The organism is Elusimicrobiota bacterium, from assembly GCA_026388075.1.
In the GTDB taxonomy this organism is placed as follows: domain Bacteria; phylum Elusimicrobiota; class Endomicrobiia; order Endomicrobiales; family JAPLKN01; genus JAPLKN01.
On the sequence record JAPLKN010000149.1, the window covers coordinates 1 to 22,784 of the forward strand.

The following is a 22,784-nucleotide window of genomic DNA, read 5'->3' on the forward strand; positions in this document are numbered from 1 at the left end:
TTTAAGAAAAAAAATAATTAACGCGCTTACCGAAAAGGGGGAACTAACCGGCTCTGAATTATTCGCAATGAATTCCGGCCAAAAAAATGTATTGCTTGGCTTAGAAGATGAAAAACTCTATCTGGAAAACATCTTGAGGCTTTCAAGCTTGGATGTTTTAAAGCCGGAAATGAGTTCTTCCATTTCAAAAATAAATGCTATTTCTGAAGTCCTGAGGAAAAGGTATTTTACCAGAAAAAACAACGCATTTTTTAAATTGTTATCTCAAATCAAAAATCACAAGATTTCACAAGAAAAATTCTACTCTCTCCTTATTAGAAAGGCCCAAAAGTATGGCCTTCCAATCTATGATTATCCTCAATTGGTCCAATTCATAAATCTATTGAAAATTGAAAGAAATATTAATTTCAGGGCTGTTAACCGCGAAATGGGTGTTTTCATCAAGGACATTAAATCAAGACTTCCATACAAAGTGTATTCAGAATTGATTAAAAACACTGATAATTCAAACTGTTTTACAGAATTTGCTTTAAAAATACCTGAACTCAATAATCAATATAACCTTAATATTGAAAAAAGATTCAAAAATCTATCACTTTTTATCGATTTTATCCGACAAAAACAAAAAATTAACCTGATTTTCTTGCTTGATGACGAACGCTCTTTGATAAGGGAACTTCAAAGCACTTTTTCACAAAGTGAGGCCGAAAGAGAGGTCGTTTTTCTTGTAAGTTTTATTGACTATATTGAGGAATTTTTTGAGAATAAAATCTCTCCAAAGGGATATGATTTTTTCAATACAAATTTCAAAAAATTCTGTCTTCTTTGGGACAAATATTCAAGCAGACAGGACCTAGAAGAAGTTATTAAATATCATTCATTATTCAACGTATTTCACAAAACTAATATTGAAAGAAATATCACTTTTTTGAAAAAAATCCTTGGTTCAAATCCAACAAAAATTTATAGTAATATCAAATTAATTCCAAAAGTAGACCACGTAAGCCTTTTGCTAAATTCTTTAAATGATAAGGACAAAGAAATCATAGCCGTGGTTGCGGGGGGATTTCATACCGAAGGATTAAAAGATCTTCTTGAAAAAGAAAAAGTTTCATATCTCATAATAACTCCCTGCATAAAAGGTTCAACAGAATTTTCAGAAAAAAAATATCTGGCTTTAATAGAACATCAGTCAAAAATTATCAGAAACGCGCTTTCCGAAATTATTGGAAACCAATCTATCCGCATAGCAAAAACTCCGGAAACCCTTCTCTCCGCAATTATCTCCCACGATAAATTCCAAACTATCATTGAAACTCTTCTTTCCAATGAGGAACCACAAAAAATTACAAACGACTTAAACGCCTTTCTAGCAAATGTTGTTTCCGACGCTCAAACAAATGGAAAGTTAAAATTCGTAGATAAAATTGAATTTAAATTAGTTGATATTAAATCAAAAACACTCTCACTGATTATTACAGACAAAAACGGCCTTCAATTCTCTAAACAGTTTTCCCTTGACGAAATGCTGGCCCATAATAAAGCTGAATCTAAGCCTTCTCTCCTCAGCGAAAACAATCCATTCATAGTTGCCCTTGAAGCAGTATCAAACAGCAGTCTTGCACAGGAGCTCAGCAACCTAATAATTAGCGAAGGTTACGACGGCACAATACCACAAACAATCCCTGAATGGCTTAATGTTCTTCAAAAGTATTCAATTGCTGTGGTGTTTGGAATACGAAAGCTTTTCGGCCAGAATATCTTAGCAGGGCAAGGGAGCTATCGAAATGAATGCCAGGTAATCGAGGCGAAGGCACAAAGCATAACGGGTATTCAGCCAGAGGTTAAGGTGAGCGATAACCCTGCTCTTATTCAAAAAGACGGAAGAGCGCTTGCTACAATAAAATACAGTAAAAAGGAAAGCAAATACATAATATATGTTCACAAAGCATTCTTTGAGATGATCAAGAACAAAGACCCGGCTGAACAGAAAGAGCTTTTTGAAGAGTTAGCAATACATGAGCTATTAGAGTATTACGCGCTTTACAAAGATAATGAAGACATATACATTGGATATACGGAGTACTTAAGACAAGGCAAACACCTAGACCAACCTAAGACACTAACCCAGCAAGAAATAGAATCCGCAAGAAACAGCGAAAACTTCCATAAATATCTCGGATATCTGTATTATGAGGTATTAAGCAATAGGCAATCAAGCCTGTTGCCTGAAGAACAAAGATCAATACGAACAATCAACTTTAAGGTTCAGGATAAACTTCAAAAAATACTTAAATGGGTTTGGGTAGAACAGGAACTTGAGAAATTGGCACAGAATGATGAAGTTGAACACGGCATGGTAACTCAATTAAGCAAGACAGGGAAAGAATATAGAGACATGCTGAAAGGGATATTTGAAGATGCGGGTGTGATTAAAGCTGACGGAGAAACGGTTGCTAATGCGATAGCGAAAATGAGGCCGGGGAGTATACGGCTTATGGCGATACTCGGAGTAATAGATGAAGAAGAAATGGAACTACTTGGCGGGGATGAAGAAAGAATAGACGAACAATTGTCTACACCAGAGAAGACGCAAGAATTGAGGCAGAGGTATGAATCGCGGATAGAACGGTTTGGGCAGTACCCTCAAGCAAAGAAAGAAAGATTAGCAATAAAAATAAAGGAATTAGTTGACAGATACAATACAGAACATTATGGTAGCGAAGAGAAAAAGATGTACAAGATACGGTTGATATTGCCTGAATCGCTTGAATATTTTATGAATAAATACAGTTTATCAAGGGCTCAGGTTTATCCAATTATTTTAGATGAAAATGAGTATTTCATATGGTTTAAGAAAGCAGCGGCGAAGGCGGTCGAGATACGGCAGAAGTATCCGGAAATATCAGAATCTAAAGCGTGGCGGATAGTGAGGATGCAAGGGGTAGACGATGCGCATAGTGTAGCCGAGGCAATGAAAGCGAAGGTGACAGAAATACTGCAAAAGTATCCAGAAATTTCGGAACATAATGCGTGGCAGATAGTAATGGGGCAGGGGGTAGAGAAAGCTCTGAGTGTAGCCGGGGAAATGAAAGCGAAAGTGGCAGAGATACGGCAGAGGTATCCGGAAATTTCAGAATCTTTTGCTTGGATGATATTGATAGGGAATGGAGTAGACAATGCTCTTAGTTTGGCGGGGGCGATGAAAGCGAAGGTGACAGAGATACGGCAGAAATATCCTGAAATAACAGAGACTCATGCCTGGACGATAGTGATAGCGCATAAAGTAGACAATGCGCTTAGTATAGCTGGGGCGATGAAAGCGAAGGTGACAGAGATACGGCAAAAGTATCCAGAAATGACGAAAACTCATGCCTGGCAGATAGTGATAGGGTGGAGAGTAGACGATACGCTTAATGTAGCTGGGGCAATGAAAGCGAAGGTGCCAGAGATACGGCAAAAGTATCCGGAAATATCAGAATCTTTTGCGTGGCGGATAGTGATGGTGTGGGGAGTAGACGATGTGCTTAGTACAGCTGGGGCGATGAAAGCGAAGGTGGCAGAGACACGGCAAAAGTATCCGGAAATATCAGAATATAATGCGTGGCTGATAGTGACAAAGATGGAGATAAGTAAAATAGATGAATGGATAATGAAAGCAAAACCGGAAGTGGATAAAATATTTGCGATAAACGGAAATAATATAAATTCTGCCTGGAATGACGTAATAAACCATTCGTTATTTACTGAAGAAGACGAGGAGTTTTTTAATGGTTTTGATCAACGTACCGGCAAACCAACAACCCTGGCTGAAAACTCTCCTTTTATTGTTGCCCTCGGGGCAGTATCAAACAACAGTTTTGCAACCCAGTTAAGCAACTTGATAATTAAAGAAGGTTACAAAGGCGCAATACCTCAGACAATTCCTGAATGGCTGAATGTACTTCAAAAATATTCAATAGCCGTGGTGTTCGGAATACGAAAGCTTTTCGGTCAGAATATTTTAGCAGGGCAAGGGAACTATGGAAAGGAATGCCAGGTAATAGAAACAAAGGCACAAAGCATAACAGGTGTTCAGACAGAAGTTAAGGTAAGCGATAACCCGGCTCTTATACAAAAAGACGGAAGAGCACTTGCAACAATAAGATACAGTGATAAGGAAGGTAAATACATAATATACGTTCACAAAGCATTCTTTGAGATGATAAAGAATAAAGATCCGGCTGAACAGAAAGAGCTTTTGGAAGAATTAACAATACATGAGTTATTAGAGTATTACGCGCTTTACAAAGATAATGAAGACATATACATTGGATATACGGAGTACTTAAGACAAGGTAAACACCTAGACCAACCTAAAACACTAACCCCCCAAGAGATAGAATCCGAAAGAAACAGCGAGAATTTCCACAAATATCTTGGATATCTGTATTATGAGGTACTAAGCAAGAGACAATCAAGCCTATTGCCTGAAGAACAGAGAGTTCTTCAAGTCATTAATCCTGAAATTGAGGACAAACTGCAAAAAATACTTAAATGGGCATGGGTTGATCAAGAGCTTGAGAAATTGGCGCAGGATGAAGAGATAGAATACGGCATGGTAACTATATTAAGCGAGACAGGGGAAACATACAGGGATATGCTGAAAGAGATATTTGAAGATGCGGGTGTGATTAAAGCTGACGGAGAAACGGTTGCCAATGCTATAGCGAAAATGAGGCCTGGCAGTATACATCTTATGGCAATACTCGGCGTAATAAATGAAGAAGAGATGGAGTTGCTAGGCGGGTATGAAGAGAGAATTGACAAACAATTATCTGAAAAAGGGAGAAAGCAGAAATTAAGGCAGAGGTACGAAGCTCGGATAGAAAGATTTGAGCAGTACCCTGCTGAAAAAAAGGAGACATTGGCAACAAAAATAAAGGAATTGGTTGACAGATACAATACTGAGCATTATAGTTCCTCCGAGAAAAATATGTATAAGAAGCGGTTGATTTTGCCAGAGTCGCTTGAATATTTTATGAACAAATTTGGTCTATCAAGAACTTTCGTTTATCAAATTATTGGGGGCCAAAACGAATTTTTTGTCTGGTTTAATAAAGCGGCAGAAACAGTTGTTCAGATAATGACGCAGTATCCTGAAATAAACAAAAGGAATGCCTGGAGAATAGTGATTGGGCAGGGGGCTGAAAACGCGCTGACTGCTGCCGGTGAGATGAGCGCGAAAGTAACGGAGATAATTAGTCAGTATCCTGAAATAACGAAAACTTATGCCTGGGAAATAGTGATTATGCGGGGAGCAGAAAACGCGCTGGCTGTTGCCGGTGAAATGAGCGCAAAAGTAACGGAGATAATTAGGCAGTATACTGAAATAACAAAAGGTAATGCCTGGGAAATAGTGATTAAGCAGGGGGCCGAAAACGCGCTGACTGTTGTTGGTGAGATGAGCGCAAAAGTACCTGAGATAATTAGGCAGTATCCAGAAATAACGAAAAGTAATGCCTGGGGAATAGTGATTATGCGAGGAGCAGAAAACGCGCTGGCTGTTGCCGGTGAAATGAGCGCAAAAGTACCTGAGATAATTAGTCTATATCCTGAAATAACGAAAAGTAATGCCTGGATATTAGTGCTCAAGCAGGGAGTGAGTGGAGCGAATGAATGGATAAGAAGAGCAAGACCGGAAGTAGATAAAATATTTGCAGTAAACGGAAATAATATAAATTCTGCCTGGTTTGATGTAATAGAGCATTCATTATTTGCTGACGAGGACGAAGAATTTCTCAATAATTTTGACCAACGAACCGGTGAAACGACAACCCTCGGCGAAAACAATCCTTTCGTAGTTGCCCTTGAAGCTGTATCAAACAACAGTTTTGCAACCCAGCTTAGCAACTTAATAATTAAGGAAGGTTATCTCGGTGCAATACCGCAAACAATTCCTGAATGGCTGAATGTTCTTCAAAAGTATTCAATAGCTGTGGTGTTTGGAATACGTAAGCTTTTCGGCCAGAATATTTTAGCAGGCCAGGGAAAATATGGAAATGAATGTAAAGTTATTGAGACAAAGGCGCAAAGCATAACTGGTGTTCAGGCAGAAGTCAGGGTAAGCGATAATCCAGCTCTGATACAAAAAGACGGAAGAGCACTTGCAACGATAAGATACAGTGAAAAGGAAAGCAAATACATAATATACGTTCATAAAGCATTCTTTGAAATGATCAAGAACAAAGACCCGGCAGAACAGAAAGAACTTTTGGAAGAGTTAGCAATACATGAGCTATTAGAGTATTACGCGCTCTACAAAGATAATGAAGACATATACATTGGATATACGGAGTACTTAAGACAAGGTAAACACCTAGACCAACCTAAAACACTAACCCCCCAAGAGATAGAATCCGCAAGAACCAGCGAGAACTTCCACAAATATCTTGAATATCTGTATTATGAAGTACTAAGCCACAGACAATCCGCCCTGTTGCCGAAAGAACAGAGAGTAATACAAATAATTAATTTTAAAACTCAGGACAAGTTATTCAAAATTCTAAAATGGGTTTGGGTAGATCAAGAACTTGAGAAATTAGCGAAGGATGACGAGATTGAATATGGAATGGTGAATAATTTAAATAAGGTCGGGAAAGAATACAAGGAAAATCTTAAGGAGCTATTAACTTCTTTCGGTTTGCAAGAAGATCTTGCTGAAAAAGCGGCTAATACCATTGCAAAGATGAGCTCTGGAGACATAAGATTGATGGAAATATTAGGTGAGCTTAACGCAGACGAGGTGGAAGCTCTCGGTGGCTTTGAGGAAAAAATAGAAAAAGGCTTAAGTGCTAATAATAAAAAGACAAAGTGGCTTGAAAAATATGAAAACAAAATGTCCGATTTTGAACAATTAAGCCCTGTGGAAAAGGCGGCATTTGCTAATAAAATCAAAGGTCTTATGGACTCATATGAAAATGGCAACTATGCTAAATATGCAAAAGCAGTGTTCAGAAGATATCTCATTCGTGCTGACGCTCCCGATTACTTTATGTATAAATACAAGTTACCGAAATCATATGTTTTAATGATACTGGAAAGACATGCGGATTATTGTCAGTGGTTTAAAGAATTTAAGAGAGTAGAAAAAAGAATTCAACAAAAGAATATTCCTGGTCTAAGTAATAATTATGTGACAGCAATAATTATTGAACATGGGCTTGAAAATGTTGAAGCCTGGCTTCGGCGGGCAAAGATTACAGTTGATAATATCCTTGCAAAAAATATTCCCGGCATAGGACTTAACAGCGCTTGGGAAATAGTCATTCATCATAGTGACGCCGAAAATTGGCTGGAAGAAGCAGGAAAAGTTGCTGAAAGGATAAAGACAAAAAATATACCAGGACTTGCATATGCTTTAATATGGAGAATCATAACAAGTAAAGGTAAAGAAAAAGCGGAGGCCTGGCTTTTAGAAGCACAAAAAGTCGTAGAAAGAATATTGGCTAAGAATATTCCTGGCATGGGTAATTATTATGCATGGGTAGCGGTAATTAAAAAAGGGAAAGAAAAGGCAGAAAACTGGGTGGAAGAAGCGAAGGAAGTTGCAGATCGAATTGTTGCAAGAAAGATACAAGGCATGGATTACAACAAAGCATGGATCATAATACTTGGGAAAGGCAAGGAACAAGCAGAATCTTGGCTTGATGACGCACTAATAGTGGCAAAACGCATATACGCTCGGCATATCTTTGGATTAATGCCGACGGATTTATGGAGAATAATAATTGACCGGGGTATAGAAAAAGTGGAAGCATGGCTGGATAATGCTGAGCCCGTAGCAGAACGCATAGATTCAAAAAATTATCCGGGTCTTTCAAGCGGACGCATATGGGGGATAATAAACAGCCAGGGTTATGAAAAAGCAGAATCTTGGTTTAAGGAAGCATTTGTCATTTTCAATCGAATTGTCAGTCTAAATATCCCCGGCCTAGCTCCATATTTTATCTGGGAAATATTAATCAGAAAAGGTTTAAAAAGTGACGTTGAGGATTGGATAAATAAAGCGCGAGTTGAAGCAAACAAACTGTGCACAACAAATATGGTTTCTCCTAGCGCTGCATGGGAAGAACTCTTTAATAAAGGCTTAGAAGATGAAGATGACGAAACGATTCTTAATGATCTTGATGAAAGTCCCGATAGCGACCTTGACCCTGAGGCACTAATTCCGCGATATGGCAAACAGGTTCTGGAAAGACTGGAAGATAAAGAAGGGAAGAGAGGAATATCCCTTGAGCAAGCTGCTCAAAAGGAAGAAAATTTATTTTCACGAAATATTTCATTAATTATTGAGAGCGTGTTCATTGCTATTTGGCTTTTGACAACATTTGGCTTAAATTTTATGCCATGGATACATATTTTAGTAGTAATTATTGCGCATTATGCCGCATATTTAACGAGCAATTTCTTATTTGGAATGGCCCACGGTAAAAAGTATTACCTTATTGACGGCAAGGTCGTTGATGCCGGAAAAACAAACCTCAAAGACAAACTGTCTTTTATGCGCAAAGGAATGGGTTTCCGTTTATTCGGCCTTTTGCCGATTCCAATTATTTCAGGACCATTCACGCCAAAATCTTCTATACAAAAACATATCACTTACAACCAAACCTTGGGCGCGATGCTAGCCGTGACAAATAAAGAAGAAAGAAGGCATCCCGGAACAAGAAAGCAAGTATTCCTTGACACATTAGCTGCCCAGGGGGTGGAATTCATTCCTGAAGATTTGATGGAAACCAAGCAAAAGCTTATTCATTTTGGCAATATTAGAATAATAATGAAAGTGTACGATGTGTATAATTTATTCCTGCAATATTCAGACATTTCTAATGATTTCAAATATCTTCGTATTCTGTACAGTCATATTGTCTATGCCGCAAGACATTCAATAACATGGAGCAGCATGGCAAGCCTTCTGGGTACTCGGTCTGAAAAACTTCAAGAAATAATAGACCAATTTAATAAATATTTGGCAAAACACTCTGATCTAAAATTAGATATTATTGACTTAAAGAATATTAATGGGCAAAAAGAACAATCAAAGTTCAAAGCTACAGTGGCCACCCAAAGGGTGGAAATAATCCCTGAGAATTTGATGGAAACTGAACAAAAGCTTATTGATCTTGGGGAAATTGGATCAGTCACGGGTGTGGGAACAACAACTTCAGGTCAACTGCCATATGAAATAATTGAACTTTTTTGCAAGTATTCAACGGATAAAAACGATTACCAATATCTTCGCCTTTTGCGAAGCCATATTATTTATGCATCAAAACACTCTGCAACCCTTCATAAATGGGCAGTGAATCTTAATATTGAGCACTCCATGCAAGATAATATTACTATTTTAATTAAACTTTTTAACAGCTATCTTGAAAGACATCCTGAAATAAAAATAGAAAAGATTGATCTAATAGCTGCTATCCGAGAGAAATTTGAATCTGCGGTAGCTGCCCAGAGGGTGGAAATAATCCCTGAAAATTTGATGGAAACTAAACAAAAGCTTATTAATCTTGGTATGTTGAGAAGAATATTGAAGTTGCCAAGCGTAAGCAGTTTACCTTTTTTTGACGAAAATACAATTAATTCGCCAATTGTAAGTGGTTTATTTGATTTATTCAAGCAATGTTCAAATATTGCCAATGATTTCAAATATCTTCGCATTCTACGCAGTCATATTGTTTGCGCATTAAGAAATTCAGAACCAGTTGAGGCGGCAAGAATTTTAAACACTCAACCCTATCAACTTAAACAAATAATTGACCAATTTAACAAATATTTGGCAAAACACCCTGAACCAAAATTAGATAGTATTGACGTTAATACAATCGGACAACAAAGAGAACAACAGGCATTAGAAGCTGCATTAGTTGCCCAGGAGGTGAATATTATTCCTGAAGATTCGACGGAAAATAAGCAAAAACTTATCAATCTTAGAGTTATAAAGCATTCACCATTTGTAAATGATCTATTTAGTTTTTTCGAGAAACATTCAACTATTTCTAATGATTTCAGATATCTTCGCATTCTACACAGTCATATTGTTTGCGCATTGAAAAATTCAGATATAGTAGAGGCGGCAAAACTTTTGGGTATTAATTCTCCTCAACTTGAAAAAATAATTAAAGAATTCAACTATTACTTGACGAAACACTCCGAATTAAAATTAGATAGTATTAACTTAAATGCGCTTGGACGACAAAGAGAAGAACGAAGATTCAAAGCTGCGGTAGCTGCCCAGGAGCTGGAAATTATTCCCGAGGATTTGACAGAACTTAAACAAAAGCTTATTGATTTTGGACTATTAAGACAGATAATAAAATTGCCAAATGTGCATAGATTATTTGATTTATTCGCCCGATGTTCAAATTTCGCTAATGATTTCAAATATCTTCGCCTTTTGCGTAGTCATATAGTATGGGCATTGAATAATTCACAACTACATTATGAGGCAAAACATTTGGGGACTCAATCTCCTCAACTTGAAACAATAATAAAACAATTTAACTATTATTTGAAAAATAACTCTGATCTTAAATTAGACTATATTAATGAGAAGGAGATCCAACGAAAAAGAGAACAACAAAGAATAAAACAGGCATTTGAAGCTGAGATAACTGCGCAGGGAGTGGAAATCATTCCCGAAGATTCTTTGGAAGATGGACAAAAGCTTATTGACCTTAGCGAAATAAGAAAAATAGTGAAAGTATCCAAGATATATGATCTATTTGAGCAATATTCAAACATTTCCAATGACTTCAAATATCTTCGTATTTTGTACAGTCATATTGTTTATGCTGCAAGGCATTCAGAAACCTGGGCTGACACGGCTAAACTTCTCGGCACGGGTTCTTCCCTTAAAGAAATAATAGCCCAATTTAATAATAACTATTTGGCAAAACACAAAGATCTAAAATTAGATCTTATTGACGTAGAGGGGATTATACAACAAAGAGAAAAACGAAAATTTGAAGCTGCAGTAGATGCCCAGGAAGTGGAAATCATTCCCGAAGATCTGATGGAAACCGAACAAAGGCTAATTGATCTTGATGAGATCAAAAAAATGTTGAAATCGCCAAGCTTTTTATTTGGTTTTTTCATACAATGTTCAACCGTTTCTAACGACTTCAAATATCTTCGTCTTCTACGCAGTCACATTGTTTATGCGTTAAAACATTCTGGAAACTGGGGTGCCACGGCGAACCTTTTGGGCAGTCAACCTTTTCAAATTAAACAAATAATAGAACGATTTGATGAATATCTGTCAAAACACAGAAATTTGAAATTAGACAGTATTAATGCAGATGCGATCAAACAACAAAAAGAAGAACAAATAAAACAAGAGAAATTTGAGGCTGCGATGGCTGCCCAGGGTGTAGAAATGCTCCCTGACGGAGGTTTAGGAACGGAAGAGAAGCTTATTGATTTAGATCTGGTCATGACAAACATGGGATTGGATACAGTGGATAGGTTGTTTGGTCTATTTGAGAAATATTCAAATAATGAGAACGATTATAAATATCTTCGCCTTTTACAAAATCATATCGTTTATGCGATAAAAAAAGCATGGACCGATGATGAGAATCGTGCAAAGTTATTGAATATAAAAGAAACTGAACTGCAAATATTAATACGGCTTTTCAATAAATATTCAGAAAAAATCGGCGATCAAAGCTATATGATAGTTCAAACAAAGAAAATCTCGGACATAACATATAAAGAATTATTAGAATTGCTGGAAGCGAGCAAAAAATACCAAGATCACAAGCACGTAGGTGGATATTATTTAGATGAAAAACGAAAAAAGTATAACGTATGGAACTTAACCTATGTCTTTGAAAAAATTTCAGATTTGCCTAATGAAATGAAGCAAAAAATTGATGTATTGTTTACGCAATTCAAATATGCAACAAAAGAAAACAAGACTGCTCTATACAGACAAAGTCAAGAACAATTGATTAGATTAGGCACTAGTTACAAAGGCGAACAATTAAAACATACCTTCTATAACGAGCTTGAGTATTTTTTTGTATTAGATAGTCTTCATTCATTTAACGAGGATGAAACATTTAAACAACTCCCCTTTAAAACTGTTTGCAACGCAGTATTTCCTGCTTTTAGCACCCTTTTAAAAGAAACTCAATTTGATGCACGGAAAAGCATTGGCAGTGTTTCATATTATTATCGGATAGGCTGGCTGCAAACTATATTTGATTTGGACCGAAATAATTTGAACCGGTATTTTGAAGTATTCCAGCAATATTCTTCCGCGGAACATAATTATCTTGGCCAACTTCACGACATGATAGTTTCTGTTTTGATACGAGACGGCTATTATTCTGGCCTTCAGTTATTAAAAATTACGGCTGAAGAGTTTGATTGTTTAGTGAAATCGTATAATCGTTATGCGGAACTCGTAGATGATAGACGTTACATTATATCTCTGCCTAAAGAATTTGAATCATACAAGAAGATAATACCTAAGCGGCGGTATGTCGGAGATATTACCTATGAACAATTTCTTGAGATGCTTGAAGAAACCAAGAAATACAGATTGTCTGAAGGTCGTTATGAATACGTGTTGGTAAAAAAGGGTAGGGAATCTCCGTGCTGGAATTTGGGATGCCTGAACAGCATGTTATGTGGCGGCGGGTGGGATTATCCATTTGGCAAATCACATTCGGAATGCCTGTTAAGCTATTTTAATGATGCGCTTGATTTTGACCAACATTCAATTGATGCGTGGCGGAAATTCCAGAATGAAAGGCTGGGAAAAGGAATTTTGCACGAAAAAACAAAAGAATTGATTGAAATATTTAAGTCGCAAATCAGAAATTGCCTGGAAAGCGGCATTTCTGCGGAAGAAATCGAAAATTCTATGCAGCCACTCTGGTGCAAAAATGGATATTACGGTCCGTTCAATTTCATTGATATCAATAGAAATTGTTCAGAAATAATATATGAGATCGAAAAAACATTAGATTTAAAGTATTCTTACTTTCGATATGAGGTACCCCTTCAGAGCATAACGTATGATCAATTAATGCTTTTATTTGAACAGAGCAAGAAGTTTGCGCGCGATCTTGATTCAAAAAAATATTTGATTGACGACAGCCGCCAACAGCTTAATTGTTCTAATTTAGGATATGTAAATTTAAAAATACTTCCCCAAAAAACCGAGATTGTGTATAAACTCAAACATTTTAAAGATGCTCAGCCCGAACAGATAGAAAGTATCAAGCACGAGCTCTGCAAACAGATTGAAACGCTGGTTTCTGCCGGCTATAATTTGACTTCAATAGAAAAAGCCTTTGGATTGACAAAAAAGGTATTTCAAGAGATATGTACTTTTATAGGATTTGATTATTCTATGTTGCTTTTAAAGAAAGGCTCTAAAAGAAGTCCGCGTAAACGGTTGACCGCTGTTGAATATTTTGAACAGAAGGGTTTTTCTGACTTTATTAAGATATTAGAAGGGCAAAATCTTACCGAAGTTCTCATGGTGCTGGCCGAAGCCAATCCCGGTTTGAGCCTGGAAGAACTAAACCGCCGTATAGCTGAATTTCGGCTCGGACAATCGGGCAGTGAGGAACAACAAAAACCCGAAGAGACAACAGAAAACATTCCGTTTTCATATATGCAGGCGTTGCTATCGTACTTTGCACACAACGACATAAAAGCGTTGCCTGAATCGGCAAAGGAAGTACTCATAGCGATATTTAAGAGGTTGTATTTTTCTCACTATGGAAAAACCCAGTTAGCCGGCAAAGAACAGGATATGGATGATGTTAAAAAGAATCTTGAAGATTCGTTTGAAAAACTTAAATCATCATTAAAAACGACATTTTTTGAAAAATTTATTGAAGAAGTAAAGAGCCAGATTATTGACGAAATAGTAGAAGCGTTGTCATATCAGCCGGAACATATATCTAGCATGCTTTACCCGCATCAGCGGTATGCGGCGTGGTTCATGCGCTATGGGAACGAAAGGCACAAAAATATTGATGTATTTGGCTCGGTCAATGCTTATGACACACGGCTAGGAAAAACCATTTCCACCTATGCGGCAATTCGTCCGGAAGACAAATGGAAATCTATAATTATCGTGCCTAAAGTTGTTATAGACACTTGGATTACTCAATATTTGCTTCATGAAGCGGAGGAAAAGTCCCAGAAACTTGTTATTTTGCGAGGTACTTGGGCAGAGAAATTAAGACTGATATCAGAAAATATGAAAAATGAAGATGGGGTAATCTTTTTGGCTAGCATGCAGGATATCCGCAAGTGGAATAAGGATGACTTGCGTTTTCAGCTTCTTCAAAAGAAATTAGACCTATGCGTAGTTGATGAAGGCCAGGGGATAGAAAACTACCGCGGGGAGGGAAAACGAAGCAGTTATCAAGCACGCATAGTCCGCAGGCTTAAAGCAAAAAGATCCTGGATATTATCTGCTACACCTTTTACCAATCACCCGTTACAGTTATTTTCTTTATTTAATTTGCTTTTCACAAATCCTGGCAGCGGCGAAACAAAAACTGATTATATTTCATACCCAGCATTTAAGGCGCTTTACGTTGAAAATCCTATACTATTTCTCAATAGTTTGCACCAAAAGTTTGCAGCAATCAGCATCCGATTGACAAAGGAGGAGCTCGGCGATTTATATAAGAACAAAAGACTGTCCGAGATCAAAGAAGGAAACGGGCGTTTTAAGGTGTCCAGCGATCAGGTAAAGATTTTGCTGCAATATCTGCAAGATCCAAAAGGGTATCTGCGCGAGTATCACAAGAGGGTGGGGAAAAACGTTGAAGAGGAAAAAGAACTTCGTAAACCTTCTTTGATAAATCAAATGATACTGGATTTTGCGATGATTGACCCGACGTTATTGGGGGAAGAACCAGGAACGAATTACTGGGACGCAATGGATGAAATAGTTAATAATCGCAAAGGGAAAAAAGGGATAATCTTTGCCCGAAATACTGTGCTCATGGATAAAATTGAAGAGCGTTATAAACAACAAGGCCGAAAGATACTTAGAATAGACGGGGGTGTAAAAGGCGACGCGAAATGGCCTGATGGAAAAACTGTATTTTATCGCTCCGTAAAAAATAAGATCGTGATAGTTCCTGAAGGCCACGAACAGCCCAGGGATCAGAAAATGTCGCTTAAAGAATTCCGCCGGTTTCATTTTCAGGAAGATCCGGATGTAGACTTGATATTAATAAATGTAAGTGTAGGAATTGGTTTGGATCTAAGCTCCGCCGAATGGGTCTTGTTTTCCCAGTTGCCGATTCACTACGTTCAATATAAGCAAAATTCGGACCGGTCGCTAGGGTTTGCAAAGGAAGGCAAATCCAATGAGGTTGAAGAATTATTTATGATGCCCGAGTATCCTCCCGATCTTATTAAATTACTAAAATTGCCCGAAAAATTTGCTGAGGAATTCAAAAAGGGCACCCCCCAAGAACAATATTTCAAAGAAATAATGGGCAGGCAAAAGACTAATTTTGAACTTGTAGTGGATGGTGTTCTGCCTGAAGAAAAAGTGAATCTAGAAGAATTTGCGGCAAAAAGCGTATTGAAACTTCTAGACATTGAAGGCTTGCCTCGTATTTTTACGAAACGGGATACAGATATAATCGCGGCATCTAATTTATATCCTCTTTATGCCATGATAGAAGAAAACGAAGCAATAAAGCCTGAAGAAAAACCAGCGGTTTTATTGTCATTAGCAAAGATAGTCCAGCATTTTGCAAACAGCGATCAGTCAAGCAGGGAATTGATTGACGCGGTAAATAAGATTCTTTCAAAAAGTTCGTGGGCGGGCAACAACGATTCTTTTTGGATAGAAGGATTATTTGATCTGCATAACATATACTTTCGCGACAAGTTGACCCTGATTGTTCCAAAACTTTTGCGCTTATTAGATGAAAAAAATCTAAACATTAATGCCCTCATTGAACGCGGCCCTCCGGAACTCAAAACCCTTTCAATAAAATATCCGAGATTCGTAGTTCCATTTATTTTGATAACACGGTTGTGGGATTCAGAAATCCAAGAAGATTCGCAAAACCTTTCCCCAAATCACCCCGGCGCCACAGTTCTTATAAACATCCTTAAAGACTGCCTCCAAACCAAAGAATCTAAACTGCCAGTAACCAACCTTATGATACCGCTGATCAACATTTTTGAGTTTGATGATATTTCTTTCCTAGATTTTGTCTCAAACATTAATTTTGAAGGTGTTCCTATAGAAGATATTATTCCTCTTTTTGAAAAACTTGCAATTTTAAAAACGGCCGATAAACAGATATTTCAAAACTTTTTGACATCTTTCAAAAAAACAGCTTTGCCATCATTTGATGAAATTTCTTCTTCCGTTGAACAAACGCTTAAAGATCAAATTGTTGCCCTTTTTAACTTTTCTGATGCCGAAGATGTACAGGAAATAAAAGATAAAATCTCAGCGCTTGATACAAGAAGCCTGATGCTTTATTTGCAGGTTCTTGGAAAACTGAAATCTGCAACAAGAGAAGATGAGCTTCATCCGGGACAAATAGAAAAAGAACATATACCGTTATTCAAAAAAATAGTATACCACATTGTCAAAGGCGACTTTCTTGCCTGGCGCAACGAACAAAACTTTGATCTTACGGGCAATGAAATTGAATACCTTAAAGATAATCCGGAATTCTGGAAAGCTTTTACTAGAGAGGAAACTTTTAATCTTGGCACTGTTAAAGTGCAAAATAAAGTTGACCCGGAAAAACTTTACGATGCTTTAAACCAGGCTATTGATTGTTTTGAAGATAAAGAAACGATAGCCGAAGCTTTCGGCGATGAACTGGCTGAAACTATTTCTGCTGACATCAAAAACCCCGAAGAAGCCCTCGCTGAACTTGAACAAGAAAAAGAAACCCTTGTTGCTCAACTAAATTCTCTTGACCCCAGAGTTCCTGAAAGAAGCCTTGTTGAAGAAGAACTTCATAAGATCAACTTACGGATTGCCATTCTTGGCTTTTATATTGAGCTGCAAAAAAAATCTCCTGATCTCAGAAATATCAACAATCTCATAGATAGAATCCTCTATGTAACAAAAGATATCGCTTATAATATGTCAACTACTCTCTATAACCTTAAATCAATAGCTTTACAAAAGGAAGTAATTTTCAAAAATGTTGAAATCCAGCTTACCGCTGATCCCGACCTCATTCTTCAACGAGGCATGTTTAACCCGGACATGGTAAATTGTTTTAATTTGTCCTCTAAGGCAAGACAGGTTGCATGTTTAGATGATGATCTTGCTTCACGAAATAAAATGCTTGCAATTGTTCGGGTTAACGGCAAAATACGTTCAGCTGCGATGGTTAAAGTTAGAAGGTTGGAAAATGGAGAACCTGTATTTTTAGTTAAAAGGCCTATTTTCAGAAAAGGCGGTTACGATTTTCAAAAAGAAATTATTGATGTTTATAAAACCAAAGTCGAAAGCGAACCTGCACTTAGAAATACGGGCATAGCCGTATATCGTTCACAAAAAACTAAAGACCCCAGAATACAGAGGCTCTATTCCACGGGGGCCCGGGGGCCAACAGAATATTTTCAATCCCTTTTCGGCATTAGGGAAGGCTATCAGAAAAATACTGATGTCTACCATAACGCATATGTACTTTTTGCTCCGTTAGAAAAACAAACTGTTGAATCATTGGACCAAAAAACAAAAAAAGATCACTTTAATTCCGCCGCTCTGATTCCGCGATATGGCAAGCAGGTTCTGGCAAAACAGGAAGGGAAGAAAGGAATATCCCTTGAACAAGCTGCACAAAAAGAAGAAAACTTGTTTGCAAGGAATATTTTTATTGTTCTTGAAAGCATTCTCTCAATTGTCTGGTTTGCGGCAACTTCAACTCTGGGGCTTGTGCCTTGGATGCACATTGTGGTTTCACTGATTCTTGCACATTATACTGCATTTTTAGCAAGCAACTTCTTATTCGTCATGGCTCACGGCATAAAATATTATCTGCGTAACGGCAAGGTGGTTGCTGAAGGGGAAACAAATTTCAAAGATAAACTATCGTTTGTACGAAAAGGTATAGGATTCCGTTTGTTTGGCCTCTTGCCGATTCCCATTATACCAGCATTAATCACGCCAATATTTTCAACCCCTAGACACAAAAAATATAATGCTAAGCCCAATAATATGCTCGCGATGGCGGGGAAAAAAAGACCAATATTAAACGAAGAAGCTTTAAGCGGCCTTGAAGGCGAACTGCTTTTAAAAATTAAAGAAGCTGTCAATAAAGCTCCCCAACCCATCATAGATGCAATTAATGAGGCTGTTGAACTCCGAAAACAAGATAATATCGAAGCCTCCCTCACTTTAGTAAAAAAACTTTCCGAAGAAATAAAAACGAAAATAACTTTGGATGAAAATCAATTTTTCGGATATTATCTTTTCTTTATTAATCTTTTTTCTCAAGGTCCCGGAGTTTATTCAGTATATGAACATAGCAGGGAATTGATGTTAAGAGATATTTTGAGCAAATTTCTTACTTTAGATCCTATAAAAGCTTTTGAGATTTTTCTAATTTTAGTAAGGAAGCCCATTTCTTCTGTAGGAGCCAGTTTTATACTGGATTTTATGAAAGGAAAAGACAATATAATAGAAGGACTTATTAACGACGATGATTTAATAAAATTGCTTGAGCGGCCCGATATTGATAAAAATATCGGATATTACTTAATGTTTGCGAAAAGCTCAAATCCAGAATTACTAAAACAAATTTTGGAAGACGAAAAGATCAAAGATGAGTTAAGGCTTTGGGCATTTAGTCATTTGAGTTTTTCTTTTTATCTAGATTTTGATCAGCTAATTGAGCTAAGTTTAAAAATGGCGCCTGTTGCCGAAAAAGAAATCGATCGCATTTTGCAGATAGAAGAGGGTACATGGCCAAAAAAACTTGCAGACGATATGCAATGGCTTCGCAATCAAAAGATTGTAACTTTTGCCGAAACAATTTTCCTTGCAAATAATTTTTGTTTTATCAAGCATCATTTTTCACAAAAATTAACAGAAAGAAATCTTAGGAATCATTTAGCTTCAATTTTAGTTACAAGTATCGTTAAGGGACGTGGCGCTTTGCACGGAGCTTATCGCATTTTTCTTGGTGATGAAACTGTTTCAAACAGCACAAAAGAGAGTCTTTTACAGACTATCGTTCATGAAATGGACCATTTGACCCAAAAATATATTTTAAGCCTCAAGGTTTTCGGGAAACCTTCAAAAATAATGGACTGCAATAATGATCTGGTAAAAATTGAAACTTCATCAGATCTTGCTGTTTTTGAGTTTTCCAAAAGGTTCGGGATAGATATTGCTTCTTTCCTAAATGACCTTGATTACGAAGATAGTTTTAAAAGTTTGCAAAATACGGATTACTTTACGGAATCCCGGCATATCGCAGCCCGTGGTTTTCTGAATATGTTCATTGAATTGAACAAGGAAAACGGAACCGATATTGATTGGGCTAGATTTAGAAAAATATTCATGGAAAACGTGCTGAAAAATGATGAAAAAGATGATTTTGCAAAAGTTTGCCTTGCTTCCGTAGCAGTTTATTACGGCCTAAGTGAAAGCGACGCGGACTCTAGTTATAATGAAGCGCTCAAGTACAAAGAGGCTTCAAATGTGCAAAAAACGTTCTTTCAAATATTTGAAGGCGACAAAATAGAATTCAATAAGATATTTGTTCCGCCATTAGAAATTTTGAGAAAACTGATAAAAATCGCGAAGGATAAAGACGATGACTCTATGGCATTAATCCCGCCTCTTGCCAAATGGGTTCAAGGGAATCCCAAGCGCTTGCCTGCTGCCGTTGCCATTGAAGAACTGATCTATGGTTTTGCGCTTCAGCTTCTATTTGAGTTTCTGCTTTCTTTGATTCCTGGCATATCTTTGGTATTAAATCCTATTGCCATTAAAGCAATTGCACTTATAATCAGCAGTTATATTTTCGGCGTTTCGCATCAAACTATATTCTACCGTGACAAAAAAGGCAACATAATTGAAGGGAGGAAAGCAACACCATTTGACAAATATGTCCGATTTCCGATTCTTGGAATGATTTTTAGGATACTAAACATTATCCCGGGTCTTCCTATTGGTTCATTTCTTGCCTGGGCGTTTCCTTCCCATTTTATTTACGATTTTACCCCGAGAAATAATGCTAGCTCGACAGAAAAAGAAAAAACAAGAGCCCTAAAGCTTGAAGAAATTAAATTAGATATAAATGATGATGATATAAAACAAGCAGAGAAAGCATTTCAGCAAATTCTTTCGTTAACCCGCCCTGAAATACAATGGAGTCCGAAAAAATGGGAAACACAGGTAAAAACTGCAGAACTACTAATAAACGGACAGAAGAAAAAAGTTGCGTGGTGCCTTGCGGGAGGCGGAAAAACATATGCATTTATCTTGTCTGCCTATCTGCTGCTTAAGCGGCGTGGTTTAACCGGCATAATTCACTTAACCGCAAACTCTGACCTTTCAAAAGAGAGTGCAGAAATCGCGCGAAGTTTTTTTGAACAAATCGGCGAACCGGAAATTGCCGCACGAATTGGCTTTGCGACTGCCGATGCTCACTTTGCCTGGAATCCTGAAACCGAACAATTTGACAAAGTAGAAGACGATCTAAACAAGTTTTATTCCGAAAACGATATCATCTTTCAAACGATTGAACCTCAGGGCTGGGATCGAATGGCAGAAAAACTCTCGTCCAGCGCTCACAGGCCCATGCAAACCAAATATCAATACCTGCTGATCGATGAAGGCGATAACGTGTTGGGCGAAGACGACTATTTTGAAACATCAGGAGAAATCCTTCCAGACGCCAGCGCCCGTATAGACACCCAATTGATTGCCGATGACATAGCGCGCGCACTCATTAAGTCAGGCAACAAACGCTACTTCACAAAACGTGAGGACATAAAGAGGGTAAAACTTAATCTTTCCGGGATACGATATGCCTTGAACTCAAAAGGAAGCACTGGGAAAAAACGTTTTGATGAAGCAAAGAGTAAACTCCCCTGGCTTACAAAATCGTTGTTTGTATCATACGTCAATAAAGCCTTGACCGCGCACTTATGCATCAAACCGGGAATAGACTATGAAATTGCGGGACGACGCATCATTATTACCGGAATCAAGCAGGGAGAAGGCAAAAGCAGGGTTCATTGGCCTGCGGGCCTTCAGCAGGCGGTACAAATAAAGGAAATGCGTAATCATGCGATTGATAAAATTGAGCCGGAGCGAATGAGTGCCGCGCATATCTTGGCTGCAAATCTTGTCTCCGAGTTTGGAGACAGCGTCGGCATAGCGACCGCAACCCCGGATGAAGACCTGTTCAGCGGTATTTTTGGCCGTACAATGGAATTTGTTGATGAAGGGGGCGATGCCGCAAACCCGATGATTGTCGGCAAATACATTCATGAAACTGACAAAGAAAAACAGGAAGCCGGAATCTCTGATATATTGGATGCTGTTGAATTAGATGCATCGGCAATAGTTAAAGTGGATTCTTCTCGGGACAGCGATCGCTTGCAAATACGGATACTCCGGACGTTTGCTTCACTGCCGAAAGAAAGTTCTTGGGCAAAGATTAATCCCAAGATTTTTTCAGCAATCCAGGTTATAAACTCTCCCGAATATCAAAAGTTGTACCAGAAATTCAATGACGCTGAAAAGACCTGCAATGAAGATGAAATTGCTAAGGCAGTTGAAACCATAATCAATAAAGTGAAAAAAGACGAGCATTTAAACAATCTGTTGTACGGGGATTCGGAGACCAAAACACCCGGACTTTTTATTCTTTTGGATGCGCGCACAGGAAACCTCGCAGACTTTTCTATTGATATCGGAAAAAAGGCCGGAGCAATCGGCATTGTTAACAATAGGGGAAGATCCGGTTTCACTCCGGTTTTAGACATTGCCAAAAGCATTGTGGCTATATCGCTGTGCGAAGAAAAGCATGAACAGGACGAGATACAATTCGGATGCCGGGCTGGACGAAACAAATCAAAGGGGTATGCGATTTTTCGTATGTGCAGAAACGGAAAACTGTTCAAGGAAAACGAACGCATCAGTTACGAGCCGCGGCAAATAATTGAGAGCGAAATGAAAAAGAAAAAAACGGTGAGCCCCCGGCATATCAAAAAACTTGAAGAAATAATCAGCGCTCCTTTTAACGAACGGCTTTCCCCGGCTGACAAAGCATTTATCTGTAAGCACCTGCGAAATGAATCCAATCTTATTAGAGAAGAAGAAATAGAAGCCAGAATCGGCGACAGAACCGGCATAATGACAACTATTGTAAAAAAGAAGGGTAATATTGAGCGGATAATTGAAAGACTGCGCCGTTTCAACAGCGCGCAGGATATTCTATCAAAGAAGATGCGTATTGAACGCGACAAACTTTTCCAGCAGAAACTTGACCAATATGTAAAGATAAAAGATGCACTAATTGAAGCTCCTGAATCAATTGTTAAAGGCGGCACCGGTTCTTTGGAAATAGCGCGTGAACAAGTTTTGCAAGCTGTGCATAATGAGTGGCTCTTGTTTGTTAAGGCAATGGCCGAAACTGAACGGAATATCCAGGATCAACTATTTGAGCACGACTCGTTCATGTTTGCAGGATTTGATCCGCAGGCAGAATACATCCGAGACCTGAACCTGGCATTTGAAAATTTTG

General features: G+C 37.9%; 1 protein-coding gene (running past one end of the window). It reads left to right on the plus strand.

Translation table 11 applies throughout. The features are described 5' to 3' along the window. Positions 1 to 22,784: part of an SNF2-related protein coding region (locus NT145_08375; protein ID MCX5782691.1), annotated on the plus strand (this coding region is incomplete at both ends). The annotated region continues 11,005 nt past the right edge of the window; the window shows 22,784 of its 33,789 annotated nt.